General features: G+C 74.8%; 14 protein-coding genes. 1 reads left to right on the top strand and 13 read right to left on the bottom strand.

Annotated features, from left to right (window positions below):
• Positions 1-11 precede the first annotated feature (11 nt).
• Entirely contained in the window at positions 12-980 is a 969-nt protein-coding gene (locus tag UQW22_RS16395; protein ID WP_407318183.1) for a LacI family DNA-binding transcriptional regulator, read from the top strand.
• Positions 981-999: 19 nt separating this feature from the next.
• On the opposite strand, the gene UQW22_RS16400 is transcribed toward UQW22_RS16395, so the two are convergent.
• The 13 genes from UQW22_RS16400 to murD all read right to left on the bottom strand — a co-directional run bounded on the left by UQW22_RS16400 (position 1000) and on the right by murD (position 13591).
• Positions 1000-1929: an RluA family pseudouridine synthase gene (locus UQW22_RS16400; RefSeq protein WP_407318185.1), complete on the bottom strand. Its 930-nt coding sequence runs from the start codon at positions 1927-1929 to the stop codon at positions 1000-1002.
• Complete coding sequence (lspA, locus tag UQW22_RS16405) at positions 1929-2579, bottom strand: signal peptidase II (RefSeq protein WP_407318186.1); 651 nt, start codon at positions 2577-2579, stop codon at positions 1929-1931. The genes UQW22_RS16400 and lspA overlap by 1 nt, the downstream gene beginning before the upstream one ends.
• Positions 2580-2596: 17 nt before the next feature.
• Positions 2597-3058 (bottom strand): TraR/DksA family transcriptional regulator, encoded by a 462-nt coding sequence (locus UQW22_RS16410; RefSeq protein WP_407318188.1) that lies wholly within the window; start codon positions 3056-3058, stop codon positions 2597-2599.
• Positions 3059-3183: 125 nt separating this feature from the next.
• Positions 3184-3834, bottom strand: a complete 651-nt coding sequence (locus UQW22_RS16415; RefSeq protein WP_407318190.1) for a DivIVA domain-containing protein — start codon at positions 3832-3834, stop codon at positions 3184-3186.
• Between the two features lie 164 nt (positions 3835-3998).
• Entirely contained in the window at positions 3999-4289 is a 291-nt protein-coding gene (locus tag UQW22_RS16420; RefSeq protein WP_407318191.1) for a YggT family protein, read from the bottom strand.
• Positions 4290-4358: 69 nt separating this feature from the next.
• Entirely contained in the window at positions 4359-4832 is a 474-nt protein-coding gene (locus UQW22_RS16425; RefSeq protein ID WP_407318192.1) for a cell division protein SepF, read from the bottom strand.
• A 161-nt stretch (positions 4833-4993) separates the two neighbouring features.
• Positions 4994-5803, bottom strand: coding sequence for a peptidoglycan editing factor PgeF (gene pgeF / locus UQW22_RS16430; protein WP_407318193.1), 810 nt, complete (start codon positions 5801-5803; stop codon positions 4994-4996).
• The gene (gene ftsZ, locus UQW22_RS16435) at positions 5800-7104 is read right to left on the bottom strand and encodes a cell division protein FtsZ (protein WP_407318194.1); all 1305 of its coding nucleotides are present in this window, start codon (positions 7102-7104) and stop codon (positions 5800-5802) included. The genes pgeF and ftsZ overlap by 4 nt, the downstream gene beginning before the upstream one ends.
• Before the next feature lie 162 nt (positions 7105-7266).
• Entirely contained in the window at positions 7267-7986 is a 720-nt protein-coding gene (locus tag UQW22_RS16440) for a cell division protein FtsQ/DivIB (RefSeq protein WP_407318195.1), read from the bottom strand.
• Positions 7987-8267: 281 nt separating this feature from the next.
• Complete coding sequence (gene murC, locus UQW22_RS16445; protein WP_407318197.1) at positions 8268-9788, bottom strand: UDP-N-acetylmuramate--L-alanine ligase; 1521 nt, start codon at positions 9786-9788, stop codon at positions 8268-8270.
• On the bottom strand, positions 9785-10936 hold the full coding sequence (gene murG, locus UQW22_RS16450) for an undecaprenyldiphospho-muramoylpentapeptide beta-N-acetylglucosaminyltransferase (protein WP_407318198.1): 1152 nt from the start codon (positions 10934-10936) through the stop codon (positions 9785-9787). The genes murC and murG overlap by 4 nt, the downstream gene beginning before the upstream one ends.
• Before the next feature lie 10 nt (positions 10937-10946).
• Positions 10947-12182 carry an FtsW/RodA/SpoVE family cell cycle protein gene (locus tag UQW22_RS16455; protein WP_407318199.1) on the bottom strand — a complete coding sequence of 412 codons (1236 nt, stop codon included), beginning with the start codon at positions 12180-12182 and terminating at the stop codon, positions 10947-10949.
• An 8-nt stretch (positions 12183-12190) separates the two neighbouring features.
• Complete coding sequence (gene murD / locus UQW22_RS16460) at positions 12191-13591, bottom strand: UDP-N-acetylmuramoyl-L-alanine--D-glutamate ligase (RefSeq protein WP_407318201.1); 1401 nt, start codon at positions 13589-13591, stop codon at positions 12191-12193.
• Positions 13592-13619 lie beyond the last annotated feature (28 nt).

Below are 13619 nucleotides of genomic sequence, written 5' to 3' on the forward strand. Positions count from 1 at the left end.
AAGGAGGAACGGTGGCCTCAGTGACGAGCACCGACGTCGCCCGCGCGGCGGGAGTGTCCCGCACGACCGTGAGCTACGTCCTCAACGACACCCCCGGGGCGTCGGTCTCCGAGGCGACGCGCGAGCACGTGCGCGCGACGGCCGCACGGCTGGGCTACGCGCCGTCGGCGGCCGCGCGGACGCTGCGGCGCGGACGCAGCGACCTGGTGGTCTGCGTGCTGCCCGACTGGCCGACCGGACCCGTCGTGGACTCGCTGCTCGACCACCTCACCGACGTGCTCGCCGGACGCGGGCTGTTCGTGCTCGTCCACCACCACCGCGACTCCCGCGCGCTGACGGAGCTGTGGCGGGCGGTGACGCCTCGGGCCGTGGTCGGGCTCGCCCCGTTCCCGGCGGCCGACGTCCGCGCGATGCACCAGGCGGGCATCGCCGTCGTCGGCGCGGTCGAGCCCGCCGACGCCGGGGCGTTCGACCGCTCCCAGCACGACCTGGCCGTGCTCCAGGTCGACCACCTCGCCGGCCGGGGGCACCGGTCCGTGGCGTTCGCCACGACGTCGGACGAGCGCCTGCGCCGGTTCGGCGAAGCGCGCTACGCGGGCGTGCGCGACGCCTGCGCGGCGCGCGAGCTGCCGGAGCCGGGGCAGGCCGTCGTGCGTACGGACGAGCCGGCCACCACCGCCGTGCGCGTTTGGCACGACCGCGGGGTCACCGCCGTCGCGGCGTACAACGACGAGGTGGGCCTCGCCGTGCTGGCGGGCGCCCGGGAGGCCGGCCTGTCGGTGCCCGGCGACCTCGCCGTCATCGGGGTCGACGACGCCCCCGCCGCCCGGGTGGCGGCACCTCCGCTCACCACGGTGGCCCAGCCGGTCACCCCGCAGTCGGAGCACCTGGCGGCGAGCGTGCTGGCCGAGCTGGACGGCCACCGGCCACCGGAGCGTCCGGACGACCCGGCGTACGTCGTCGTCCGCGCCTCGACGTGACGTCGGGCCGGAAGGACCCTCAGGCGTAGGCGCCGCGCACGACCTCGAGCGCCGCCTGCAGGTCGTCCGGGTACGCGCTGGTGACCTCCACCCGGCCGCCCGTCAACGGGTGGTCGAACGCGAGGCGCATGGCGTGCAGCCACTGGCGCTCCAGCCCCACCGTCGAGGCGAGCACCGGGTCCGCGCCGTAGGTCAGGTCCCCGACCAGCGGGTGCCGCAGCGCCGAGAAGTGCACCCGGATCTGGTGCGTGCGCCCGGTCTCGAGGTGCACCTCCACCAGCGACGCCGCCGGCAGCATCTCGAGCACCTCGTAGTGCGTCACGGAGGGCTTGCCCTCGGCCACGACGGCGAACCGGTAGTCGTGGTGGGGGTGCCGGCCGATCGGCGCGTCGATCGTCCCCGTGGTCGGCTCGGGGTGGCCCTGCGCCAGTGCGTGGTAGACCTTGTCCACCGTGCGCTCCTTGAACGCGCGCTTCAGCCCCGTGTAGGCCGCCTCGCTCTTCGCGACCGCCATCAGCCCGGACGTCCCGACGTCCAGACGGTGCACGATCCCCTGCCGTTCGGCGGCCCCCGACGTGGAGATCCGGAACCCCGCCGCGGCCAGGGCGCCGACCACCGTCGGTCCCGTCCAGCCGGGCGACGGGTGGGCCGCGACGCCGACCGGCTTGTCGACGACCACGACGTCGTCGTCCTCGTACGCGATCGCCATCCCCTCCACCGGCTCCGCCACCACCGCCGGCGCGGTGGGCGCCTCCGGGACGTCGACCTCGAGCCAGCTGCCCGGGGTGACCCGGTCCGACTTGCCGACGTCGCGCCCGTCGAGGCGGACGGCTCCCACCGCGGCGAGCTCCGCGGCCTGGGTGCGCGAGAATCCCAGCATGCGCCCCAGGGCGACGTCGACCCGCTCGCCGGCCAGACCGTCCGGCACGGGCAGGGTCCGCAGCGCCATCAGGAACCGTCCTTCCCGGCGGTGTCCTGCTCAGCGGTGTCCTGCTCGGCAGCGTCCGGCTTCGCGACGTCCTTCGTCGCACCGTCCTCGTGGCGCGTGCCGTCCAGGGCGATGCCGCGGAACGAGAGCACGACGATCAGACCGGCGGCCACGACGATCGCGATGTCGGCCACGTTGCCGACGAAGAAGTCGGCGTAGGCGATCATGTCCACCACGTGGCCCCGGGCGAACGCCGGGTCACGGAACAACCGGTCGAGGAGGTTGCCGACCGCGCCACCCAGCAGCAGCCCGAGCGCGACCGCCCACGCGACGGACCCGAGGCGGCGCACCGCGCGCAGGATCACCACCACGACGGCCACCACGACGATCGTCAGGATCCCCGTGTACCCGGAACCGATCGACAGGGCCGCGCCGTCGTTGAACACGAGGGTCAGGCCCAGCAGGTCACCGATCAGCGGCACGCGCTCGCCCTCGGCGAGCGCCGACAACGCCCACCACTTGGTGAGCTGGTCGACCGCGAGCACGAGGGCGGCGAGGGCCAGTGCCCACGCGCCGAGACGGCGGCGCACCCGGGCGGAGCCGGCAGGCGCGGGCGGGGCGTCGTCAGGGACCGCAGAGGCCGGCTCGGAGCCGGCAGGCGTGGAGGACATCGCGCCCGAGTCTACGGTCAGCGACGTTCCTCGCGCGCCTTCGCCTCCACGGACAGCGTGGCCCGCGGGAACGCCTGCAGCCGGGCCTTGCCGATCGGGTGCCCGGTGATCTCGCACGTGGCGTACGTGCCGTTGCGGATCCGGCCGATCGCATGGGTCGTCTGAGCCAGGAGGTCGCGCAGGTTGTTCACCAGGGTCAGCTCCTGCTCACGCTCGAGGGCGCTGGAGCCGTAGTCGGCCTGGTCGTCGCCGGCCCCGTCGCCGGAGTTGCGCAACAGGTCGCTCAGCTCGGCGTCGGCGGCCGCCAGCTCGCGCGTGAACCGCTCACGGTCCTCGAGGAGGAGCAGTGCGAGCTCGGAGACCTCCTGGAGCGTCCAGGGGTCCTCGCCGTCGCGGACGGGGAACGTCTTGACGTCCTTCGCGAGGTGCGGGAACTCCTCGCGGACCGTCGTCCGCTGGGAGGTGGAGAGCTTGGTCATTCGCGGCCCTTCCGTTCGTGAGGTCACCGCAGCGTAAGTGCGCGGACCGGCCCGCACAACAGCACGCGCCGACGTGGCGTGTCTGCGGTGGGGCCGGTCCGCGCGTGGACCGCTCCGGGTGGTGCTCAGAGGTCCTGCTGCCGCCCGGCGTTCGCGTTCTGCCGCTGCGGCGGCAAGGCCGAGCCGCGCGCGTCGAGGTCGCCGAGCAGGTTCTGCAGGAAGCTCTTGAGGCGCGTGCGGTAGTCCCGCTCGAACAGGCGCAGCTCGTCGATCTTGCGCTCCAGCAGCGAGCGCTCCTGCTCGAGCTGGGAGAGCGTGCGGTGGCTGGTCTCCTCCGCCTCGCGGACGATCCGGCTGCCCTCGGACTTGGCCTCGGAGATCAGGCGGTCGCCCTCCTCCTGCCCCGAACGCACGTAGTCGTCGTGCAGCTTCTGGGCGAGCTGGAGCATCCCCGTGGCGGACTCCGGCTCGGCGTGCGGCTTGTCCCCGGCGGCAGGCGGCGCGGCAGCGGCGGCTGCCGCCGCGGCCTGGACCTGCGCCGCGACGTCGGGCTGCTCGGCGGACTGCTGCGCGGCATCGCTGCGGCTCAGCTCGCCCACGCGACGCTCGGCCGCGGCCAGCTTGGAGCGCAGGTCCTCGTTCTCCTCCTGCACGGACGTGAGCGTGCGGACGACCTCGTCGAGGAAGTCGTCGACCTCTTCGACGTCGTAGCCCTCGCGGAACTTCGTCGCCGAGAACTTCTTGTTGAGGATGTCCTCTGCCGTCAGCAGTGCCATCGTGTCACCTCGTTGCCGTAGCGCGGTCCAGTGCACGGACCCGGAGCGTCCGTGGATGACCACGGTAGCGGACACCCGCAGCGGGGGCCCTCCGGGGACCGCGCACTCACGGTCTCTTCACAGGTCGGACGGGAGTTGGTCCCGCGTGTCGCACAAGCCCCGGGTCAGCCCGCCAGACGGCTCGTGACGTTGAACAGGATCGACGTGGCGAAGAAGATCACGAGGAAGGCCAGGTCGAGCCGGATGCTGCCCAGGGTCAGGGGCGGGATGAGGCGCCGCAGGGCGCGCAGCGGCGGGTCGGTGACCGTGTACACCGCCTCGGCGATGACCAGCACGACGCCGCGCGGGCGCCAGTCGCGGGCGAAGACCTGCACCCAATCGAACACCAGGCGCACGATCAGGCACACGAGGAACAGGAACAGGGCGAAGGACACGACGCCGAAGATGAAGCTCACGAAGGCAACCTACCGGACGCAGCACACGCGACCCGGGGGGCGTTCCCGGGTCGCGCGTCGTGAGATCGGTCAACTCTGGTTGTAGAAGGCGCCCGCACGGGGGTCGGGGCGCTCCGCGACCTGCTCCTCGCCGGCGATCTCCACGTGTTCGGGCGAGAGCAGGAAGACCTTGTTGGTCACCCGTTCGATCGATCCGTGCAGACCGAAGATGAGACCGGCCGAGAAGTCGACGAGGCGCTTGGCGTCGGCGTCGTCCATGTCGGACAGGTTCATGATGACCGGGGTGCCGCCGCGGAAGGCCTCGCCGATGAGGCGGGCGTCGTTGTAGGAGCGGGGGTGGATCGTGGTGATCCGTCGCAGGTCCCCGCCGGCGAACGCGTCCACCGGTGCGCCGTCCCGGTGCAAGGGCGTGACCTCCGCCTGGTAGTCGTCGTCACGCACCGGCTCCAGCTCCTCGTCGTACTCGTCGAGGTACTCCCCGTCGGGGCGCTGGTCGTCGGCCAGCCCCAGGTACAGCATCGTCTTGCGAAGCGCTCCGCCCATCGCCCTGCTCCGTTTCGTCGGTAGGTCAGTGACTTGACGGTAACCACGGCGACGCGCTAGGCCGCACACGACACGCCGACGAGCGGCCGGAACCGGAGAGCCACCTCACCCGGTCCGCGGGCGTCCCGAGCGGCGCGCAGCCCCGCGGGACGCGGGTCCGCTCAGGCCAGCACGACCACGCCTGCCTGCCGTCCCGTCACCTCGCCCGCCACGGTGGCCCGCCGGTGGGAGAAGAGGTCCGGGTCGGTCAGGGTGCACCGTGAGACGTGCGTCGTCGGCACGCCGTGGGCGGCGAGCCGGGCGAGCACGCCCGCCGGCAGGTCCAGCGCGGGCGTGCCGGCGTCGGTGGTCGCCCAGGTCTCCGGCACGACGGCGGACACCTCATCACGCAGCGCGTGGGGCACCTCGTAGCACGCTCCGCACACGGCGGGCCCGACGGCGGCCCGCAGGTCGCTCGCCCGCGCCCCGCGGGCGAGCATCGCCTCGACCGCACGGTCGACCACCCCGAGCACGACGCCGCGGCGACCGGCATGGACGGCGCCGACCACACGGGCCACCGGGTCGGCGAGGAGCACGGGCACGCAGTCGGCCACCAGGACGCCCAGGCCGAGGCCCGACTCGGCCGTCACGAGCCCGTCGGCCTCTCCGGCGCTGAGCGGGGCGGCCACGGACTGCCACTCGGCGCGTTCCGCGGCACCGAGTGACAGCACGGTACGGCCGTGCACCTGCGTGGCGAACGCGACCGGCGCGCCGACCCAGGCACCCACCTGCTCCCGGTTGCGGCGCACCCGGGCCTCCTCGTCCCCCGTCGACGTCGCGAGGTCGAGCGAGGACCAGGGGGCGGGCGAGACGCCGCCGTGCCGCGTCGTGAACCCGGCCACCACGCCCGGACCGAGGTCCGCGCGCAGCAGGCCGGCTCCGAGGTCCGCGGGCAACAGCGCCTCCTGGGCCCAGGTGGCCGACGACGTCACTTGAGGAAGTCGGGCACGTCGAGGTCCGCCTCGGGCCGGGTCCGCTCGGCGACCCGGGGCACCTCGACCGGTCGCTCCACGGTCACGCCCTCGCCGTCCTCGACGACCGTGAACGCGGGACGCGCCTGCCCGGAACCGACCGGCTGCAGGCTGGCCGGGACGTCGTCCGGGCCGGCAGGGATCGGTCGCGGCCGGGCGTGCGCGGGCTCGGCAGCGGGGACCGGCGCCGTCGCGGGCGAGGTGCCGGCGGGTGAGGCACCGGTCGCCCCGGCAGCCGTGCGTGCGCCGTCGGCCGGGGACGTGCTGGCCCCGCTGACCTGCCCGAGCGCCCGCGAGTCCTCGCGCGCCTTCGGCAGCCCGCCGTCGAAGCCGGCCGCGATGACCGTGACGCGGACCTCGTCGCCGAGGGCGTCGTCGATCACGGTGCCGAAGATGATGTTCGCCTCCGGGTGGGCCGCCTCCTGGACCAGCCGCGCCGCCTCGTGGACCTCGAACAGCCCGAGGTCGCTGCCGCCCTGGATCGACAGCAGCACGCCGTGCGCCCCGTCGATGCTCGCCTCCAACAGGGGCGAGGAGATCGCCAGCTCGGCCGCCTGGACCGCCCGGTCCTCCCCGCGGGCCGAGCCGATGCCCATCAGCGCGGACCCCGCCCCCTGCATCACCGACTTGACGTCGGCGAAGTCGAGGTTGATCAGGCCCGGGGTGGTGATGAGGTCCGTGATGCCCTGGACGCCGGAGTGCAGGACCTGGTCGGCCGAGTGGAAGGCCGCGATCGCGGAGACGCTCTTGTCCGACATGGACAGCAGCCGGTCGTTGGGGATCACGATGAGGGTGTCGACCTCCTCACGGAGCGCCTCGATCCCCTGCTCGGCCTGCACGGACCGGCGCCGACCCTCGAAGGTGAACGGCCGCGTCACCACACCGACGGTCAGCGCGCCGAGCGACCGGGCGATGCGGGCCACGACAGGAGCACCACCGGTGCCGGTGCCGCCCCCCTCGCCCGCGGTGACGAAGACCATGTCGGCCCCGCGCAGGACGTCCTCGATCTCCTCCTCGTGGTCCTCGGCGGCCTTGCGGCCCACCTCGGGGTCGGCGCCGGCGCCCAGGCCGCGCGTGAGCTCGCGACCGACGTCCAGCTTGACGTCGGCGTCCGACATCAGCAGCGCCTGCGCGTCGGTGTTGATGGCGATGAACTCGACGCCCTTGAGGCCGACCTCGATCATGCGGTTCACGGCGTTCACGCCGCCACCGCCGATGCCGACCACCTTGATCACTGCCAGGTAGTTCTGCGGAGTTGCCACGTCGTTGCCTCTCGGGTCGTTCCGGGTCCTGACCTCACGGTGACCCAACCCTCAGGTTGTAGTCGAAGGTGAGAGTTATGTCAGGTTGCTGCTGTGACGACGGTAGGTCGCCCGGACCGGCGCCGCCCGGACGTGGCCCGGCGTGTCGCGTGCGCCCGCGGCTCACCTCGTCACCGGCAGCTCGGGCGAGGAGACGTCGATCACGCCGGCGTCCGGCGCCACCTCGCGCAGGGTCCGGACGACCTCGAGCTTGAGCTCGAGGCTCCCCTGCCCGCCCCACCGCACGGTCACCCCGTCGCGGAGCACGGTCTCGACGTCGTCCTGCGTCTGCGCGCTGACCTGCTCCACCTCGCTCGCCAGGTCCGGCGGGAGCGCCGAGACGACCGCCAGCGCGGCGCGCAGGCTGCCGGCCGACTCCTCGTCGAGGGGCACCGAGACCGCGGGCAGCTTCGCGGGAGCCTTCTTGCGCGACCCGACACGGACGCCCTCGGCGTCCAGCAGCACGTAGCGCCCGTCGTCCGGGACCGCCGCCACCGGTACCCGCGCGGTCAGGACGACGTCCAGCCCCTGGGGCCACGACCGCGTCACCGTCACGTCCTTGACACCGCGCATCTGCAGGATCTCGTCGCGCATCGCCGCCGTGTCGACCCGCAGCAACGGGGTGCCCGCGGAAGCCTCGGCCACCGCCCGCACCGCGTCCGGGTCCACCGTGCTGCCCTCGCCGGTCACGGTGACGTCCGAGCGCTCGAGGGCCAGCAGGTCCGACCAGCCCACGACCCATCCCGCACCGCCGAGCATCGCGAGGACGAGCACGACCGCGACGACCGCGCGCCAGGAACGATGACGCCGCATCGCCGAGCGCTCGGCGAGCCGGTCGGCCATCGTCGCCGAGACACGCGCCGGGGAGTCCGCGCTCCCGGACGCCCCTCCCCGGCCGGCGGTACCCGGGCCGCCGGCGCGCGCGGCCGGACGAGAGGACCGTTCGACCGCACGACCGGGCGACGACGCCGGGCGCCGCGACGCCGACGACGCACTGCCCACCGACGCGGCACTGGCTGACGACCCCGCCTTCCTCCCCGAGGTGCCGCTCGGCGACGCCGTGCCCGTCCCGCCCGCAGGACGCGGCGGGCGCTGGGGCGTGCGAGGGCGAGGTGGCGGGCGCATCACCCCATGGTCGCGCCGTCGGCCGCGGTGTCCGAGCCCGCCACGCCGTGGCGCCGGGCGAGGTGGTCGAGGATCACCCCGCCGAGCTCGGTCACGTCCCCCGCGCCGACGGTGAGGAGCACGTCGCCCGGACGAGCCAGGCCGGCCGCTGCCCGCGCGGCCGCCAACCGGTCCTCGACCGGTCGCAGGCTCCCGCCCGAGATGGTCCCCCGCGACAGGTCCGTGATGGTCCGCGCGGTGACGGCCGGGTCGTGGTCCTCACGGGCCCGGTACACGCCGGTCACGACCACCTCGTCCGCGAGCGCCAGGGCCTGGGCGAACCGGTCCGCGAAGGCCTGCGTGCGCGAGTACAGGTGCGGCTGGAAGAGCACGATCACCCGCCCCGCGCCGGCGACCGGCCGTGCCGCGCGCAGCAGCGCCTCGATCTCGGTGGGGTGGTGGTCGTAGCTGTCGAAGACCCGCACGCCGTCGGCGGCGCCCCGCGGCTCGAACCGGCGCCCGGTGCCGACGAACCCGGCCGCCCCGCGCACGGCGTCGACGGCGGACACACCCAGCAGCGTGGCGGCGACGACCGCGGCGGTGGCGTTGAGCGCGTTGTGCGCGCCAGGGACCTGCAGGTCGAGCGCAAGGGGGGCAGGGCCGAGCGGACCGCCGTGCACCGCGGCGCGGACCGTCCCGGCGCCGACGACGACGTCCCGCACGGCGACGTCGGCCCCGTCGCTCGTGCCGTAGGTGACCACGCGCCGCCCGGCGGCCCGGTGGGTGGCGGCGAGCCGGGCGGACCCGGGGTCGTCGGCGCACGCCACGAGCCAGCCGTCGGAGGTGATCTGTGCCGCGAAGTCGACGAAGGCCTGCTCGAACGCCGCCTGGGAGCCGTAGTGGTCGAGGTGGTCGGCCTCGACGTTGGTCACGACCGCGACCGTCGGCGCGTAGTTGAGGAACGAACCGTCGGACTCGTCGGCCTCCGCGACGAGCACGTCGGAGGTCCCGGCGTGCCCCCCGGGCACCGCGTGCTCGCCACCCTCGGCCCGGACGCGCACCGTCCCCCCGATCGCGAACGACGGGTCCATGCCCCCGGCACGCAGCACCACCGCGACCATCGCCGACGTCGTGGTCTTGCCGTGCGCCCCGGCCACGGCCACCGCTCGGCGGTCGGCCATGAGCGAGGCCAGCGCCTCGGAGCGGTGCAGGACCCGCAGCCCGGCCGTGCGGGCCGCCGCCAGCTCGGGGTTCGACTCGCGCACCGCCGACGACACGACGACGGTGTCGACCGACGCGCTCCCGTCCGCGGCGAGGACGTGGGCGGCGTCATGACCCACCCACACCCGGACGCCGTCGGACCGCAACGCCGCGAGCGCCGGGCCCTCCACGGCGTCGGAGCCCTGGACGGGCAGGCCACGGGCGGCGAGCAGCCGCGCGACCACCGACATCCCCGCCCCGCCCACACCCACGAGGTGGACGCGGCCGAGGTCGTCCAGGGGCACCGGGCGCCGGTCCCGCCCCGCACCGGGAGGGCTCATCGCGAGCCGCCGTCGACGGCGCGGGCCACGAGGTCGGCCACCCGGGCGGCGGCGTCCCGGACCCCGACCGACCGGGCGGCGGTGGCCATGGACGCGAGCCGCTCGCCGTCGCCCACCAGACCTGGCACGTAGTCCGCCACCCAGGCGGCGTCGAGCTGCGCGTCCTCCACGAGCAGGCCACCGCCGGCGCCGACGACGCCCGCCGCGTTGAGCCGTTGCTCGCCGTTGCCGACGGGCAGCGGCACGTAGACGGCCGGCAGGCCGAGGGCCGCAAGCTCGCACACGGTGCCCGCACCGGACCGTGCCACCACCAGGTCGCAGGCGGCCAGGCCCTGGTGCATCTCGGACAGGTACTCGCGCACCTGGTACCGCGCCGCCTCGTGCCCTCCGGCGGCCACAGCACGGTCGACGGCGTCGCGCACGGCGTCCGACTTGCCGCGTCCGGTCAGGTGCAGCACCTGCACCCCGGCGCCGAGCAGCGCCTCGGCTGCTCCCGCCACCGCTTCGTTGACGCGCACGGCCCCGGACGAGCCGCCCGTGACGAGCACCGTCGGCAGGGACGCGTCGAGGCCGAGGGCGTCCGCCGCCCGGGTACGGGCGCCCACCGGGTCGGCCTCGCGCTCGTCGACGAGCGCGGCGATCTCCGCTCGCAGCGGGAGCCCGACGCAGGTCGACCCGGGCAGGGCCGTCTGCTCGAACGTCGTCGCGACGGCCGCGGCCCACCGCGCCCCCAGCCGGTTCGCCAGCCCCGGCCGAGCGTTCTGCTCGTGGATCACCACGGGCACGCCGCGCCGCCGCGCCGCCAGGTAGGCCGGCGTGGAGACGTACCCGCCGAAGCCGACCACGGCCTGCGCGCCGATCTCGTCGATCGCCGCCTCGGCGGCCCGGACGGCCGTGCCGAGGCGCCCCGGCAGCCGCAGCAGGTCGACGCTCGGGCGGCGCGGCAGCGGTACCCGAGGGATCTCGCGCAGCTCGTACCCGCGGGCCGGGACGAGGTCGGCCTCCAGGCCGGACGCCGTGCCCAGCACGAGGAAGGACGCGTCGGGCTCGCGAGCACGCAGCTCGTCGGCGACGGCGAGCAGAGGGTTGACGTGGCCGGCGGTCCCACCACCGGCCAGCACGACGGATCGCACAGAGGAGCTGTTCACCCCACGGACCCTACCGGGCGCGCGACCGTCCACGGCCGAGCACCGTCAACGACCGCCGCACGACGCCGCCGCGGGCCGCGAACGCCTCGGCGGCCCCCGGCTCGTCCCGGGCGAACGAGATCACCATGCCGAGCGCCACGAGCGTCGCGATGAGGGCCGAACCGCCCGCCGAGACGAGCGGCAGCGGGACACCGATGACGGGGAAGACCCCGACGACCACCCCGATGTTGAGGAACGCCTGACCCACGATCCAGCAGGCGACCGCCGCCGTGGTGATCTTCACGAACGGGTCCGGGTGCCGCCGGACCACCCGGGCCATCGCCACGCCCAGCACGGCGAACAGCGCGAGCACCAGCAGGGTGCCCAGCAGCCCGAGCTCCTCGCCGATGATGGCGTAGATGAAGTCGTTGTGCGCCTCGGGCAGGTAGCGCCACTTCTCGCGGCTCGCGCCCAGCCCGACGCCGAAGAGCCCACCGGTCCCGAGCCCCCACAGCCCGTGCAGCGACTGGTAGCACTGGTCCTGCACGTCGGCGCACCCGTTGTAGACGGTGAGGATGCGCTCCATGCGGTTGGCGTTGCCGTACACGAAGAAGTACCCGACGACGAAGGCTCCGGCGGCCGCCCCGAGCGCGAGCAGACGCGACGGAGCGCCCGCCACCCAGAGCGCGCCCGCCACCAGACCGGCGATGACCAGGACGGTGCCCAGGTCGTTGCCCGCCATCACCAGCCCGAGCACCAGGAGCGACCCCGGCACCGCCGGCACGAGCGCGTGACCCCACGACCCGAGCAGGTGCTGCTTGCGCCCCAGCACGAAGCCCAGCCACACCGCCAGGGCCAGCTTGCTGATCTCCGCGGGCTGCAGCGAGAACCCGCCGCCCAGGTAGATCCAGCCCACGTTGCCGCCGGCGCCGCGCGCGAGCGCCGGCACGAGGGTGAGGGACTGCAGCGCGACCGCCGCGACGAGCGCCGGCCAGGCCATCCTGCGGTACCAGCGCACGGGGATCCGCGTCGCCACGACCGCCAGCGGGACACCGATGAGCGCGAACCGCGCCTGCTTCAGGCCCTCGGCCCACGCGGGGTCCCCGGCGGCGATCGACGTGACCGTCGAGCTCGAGAACACCATGACCAGCCCGATGACGAGCAGCAGTCCGGTCGCCCCGACGAGCAGGTAGTAGCTGGTCACCGTGGAGTTCCACTGCCCGAGCCACGGCCGGTCGGTGGTGCGCGACCCCGTGGTGGTGGCCATCGTGCTCCCTACGCCAGGTCCGACACCGCGGCGGTGAAGGCGTCACCCCGCTCGGCGTAGGACGAGAACTGGTCCATGGACGCCCCTGCCGGTGCGAGCAGCACGGTGTCGCCGGGGACGGCGAGCTCCCGCGCGGCTCTGACCGCCCGGTGCATCACCGTCCCAGTGTCGCCGGGATCGATCACCACGAGCGGGACCTCGGGTGCGTGTCGCGTCAGCGCGTCCGTCCAAGGTGTCGGGTCGGCCCCGACGACGACGGCGGCCCGCAGCCGGTCGGCCCGGGTCGAGACCAGCTCGTCGAAGGACGCCCCCTTGGCGAGCCCGCCCGCGACCCACACCGCGCTGCCCGGCGCGCAGGCCGCCAGGGCGGCGGCCGCCGCGTGGGCGTTCGTGGCCTTGGAGTCGTCGACGTACGCCACGCCGTCGAGCGTGCGCACGACGGCGGCGCGGTGCGCGTCGGGGCGGAAGGCCCGCAGCCCGTCACGCACCACATGTGCCTCGACACCGTGGGCGCGGGCGAGCGCCGCGGCGGCCAGCGCGTCGGCGACGACGTGCGCCGCGGCGCCGTCCGGCCCGAGGTGCGCGAGGTCCGCCAGCGTGCCGAGCTCCGCAGCCGTGCGCTGCCGGTCGCGGGCGTCGGCGGGAGCGTGGAAGGCACGGTCGACGAGCACGTCCTCGACGACGCCGATCTGCCCGGGACCCGGGGAGCCCAGCGTGAACCCGACGGCGCGAGCACCCTCCGCGACGTCGGCGTCCCGCACGAGCTGCTCGGTGCGCGGGTCCGCCACGTTGTACACGCAGGCAACCCGCGCCCCGTGGAAGACGCGCCCCTTCGCGGCGGCGTAGGCCTCCATGGACCCGTGCCAGTCGAGATGGTCCGCGGCCACGTTGAGCACCGCGCCGGCCTCGACCGCCATCGACGTCGTGTGGTGCAGCTGGAAGCTGGAGAGCTCGACGGCGAGCACGTCGAGCCCGGGGTCCTGGGCCGCGGCGAGCACCGGGGTGCCGACGTTGCCCACGGCGGTGGTCCGCAGCCCGGCCGCCGTGAGGATCGACGCGAGCATCTGCACCGTGGTGGTCTTGCCGTTGGTGCCGGTCACGGCCAGCCACGGAGCGCCCGCGCGCAGCCGCCAGGCGAGCTCCACCTCGCTCCAGACCGGCACGCCGGCGGACCGGGCCGCCGCGAGCAGCGGGGCCGACGGCGGCCACCCCGGCGAGACGACCAGCAGGTCGGCGGCCGCCACCAGGCGCCCGGCGACACCGGCGTCGGTGGCGTCCGGGCCGCCGACGTCGGCGTCGGCGGCCCGGGAGTCGACCGTCACGACCGAGGCGGCCCGGCCCCGCAGGGCGGAGACCACCGCGCGACCGGTCACCCCCAGCCCGGCCACCACCACGCGGGCGCCGTCCACCGGTCCGTCCGTGCCATGGGCACTCCCG

The organism is Isoptericola halotolerans, assembly GCF_045689585.1.
Lineage (GTDB): Bacteria > Actinomycetota > Actinomycetes > Actinomycetales > Cellulomonadaceae > Isoptericola > Isoptericola halotolerans_B.

Coding starts and splice junctions, on each gene's coding strand:
- UQW22_RS16400 (WP_407318185.1), bottom strand. CDS start 1,929: ATGGCGCTGCGGACCCTGCCCGTGCCGGACGGTCTGGCCGGCGAGCGG.
- UQW22_RS16440 (WP_407318195.1), bottom strand. CDS start 7,986: ATGGCCGACCGGCTCGCCGAGCGCTCGGCGATGCGGCGTCATCGTTCC.
- UQW22_RS16455 (WP_407318199.1), bottom strand. CDS start 12,182: ATGGCCACCACCACGGGGTCGCGCACCACCGACCGGCCGTGGCTCGGG.
- UQW22_RS16415 (WP_407318190.1), bottom strand. CDS start 3,834: ATGGCACTGCTGACGGCAGAGGACATCCTCAACAAGAAGTTCTCGGCG.
- murC (WP_407318197.1), bottom strand. CDS start 9,788: ATGAGCCCTCCCGGTGCGGGGCGGGACCGGCGCCCGGTGCCCCTGGAC.
- UQW22_RS16410 (WP_407318188.1), bottom strand. CDS start 3,058: ATGACCAAGCTCTCCACCTCCCAGCGGACGACGGTCCGCGAGGAGTTC.
- lspA (WP_407318186.1), bottom strand. CDS start 2,579: ATGTCCTCCACGCCTGCCGGCTCCGAGCCGGCCTCTGCGGTCCCTGAC.
- UQW22_RS16425 (WP_407318192.1), bottom strand. CDS start 4,832: ATGGGCGGAGCGCTTCGCAAGACGATGCTGTACCTGGGGCTGGCCGAC.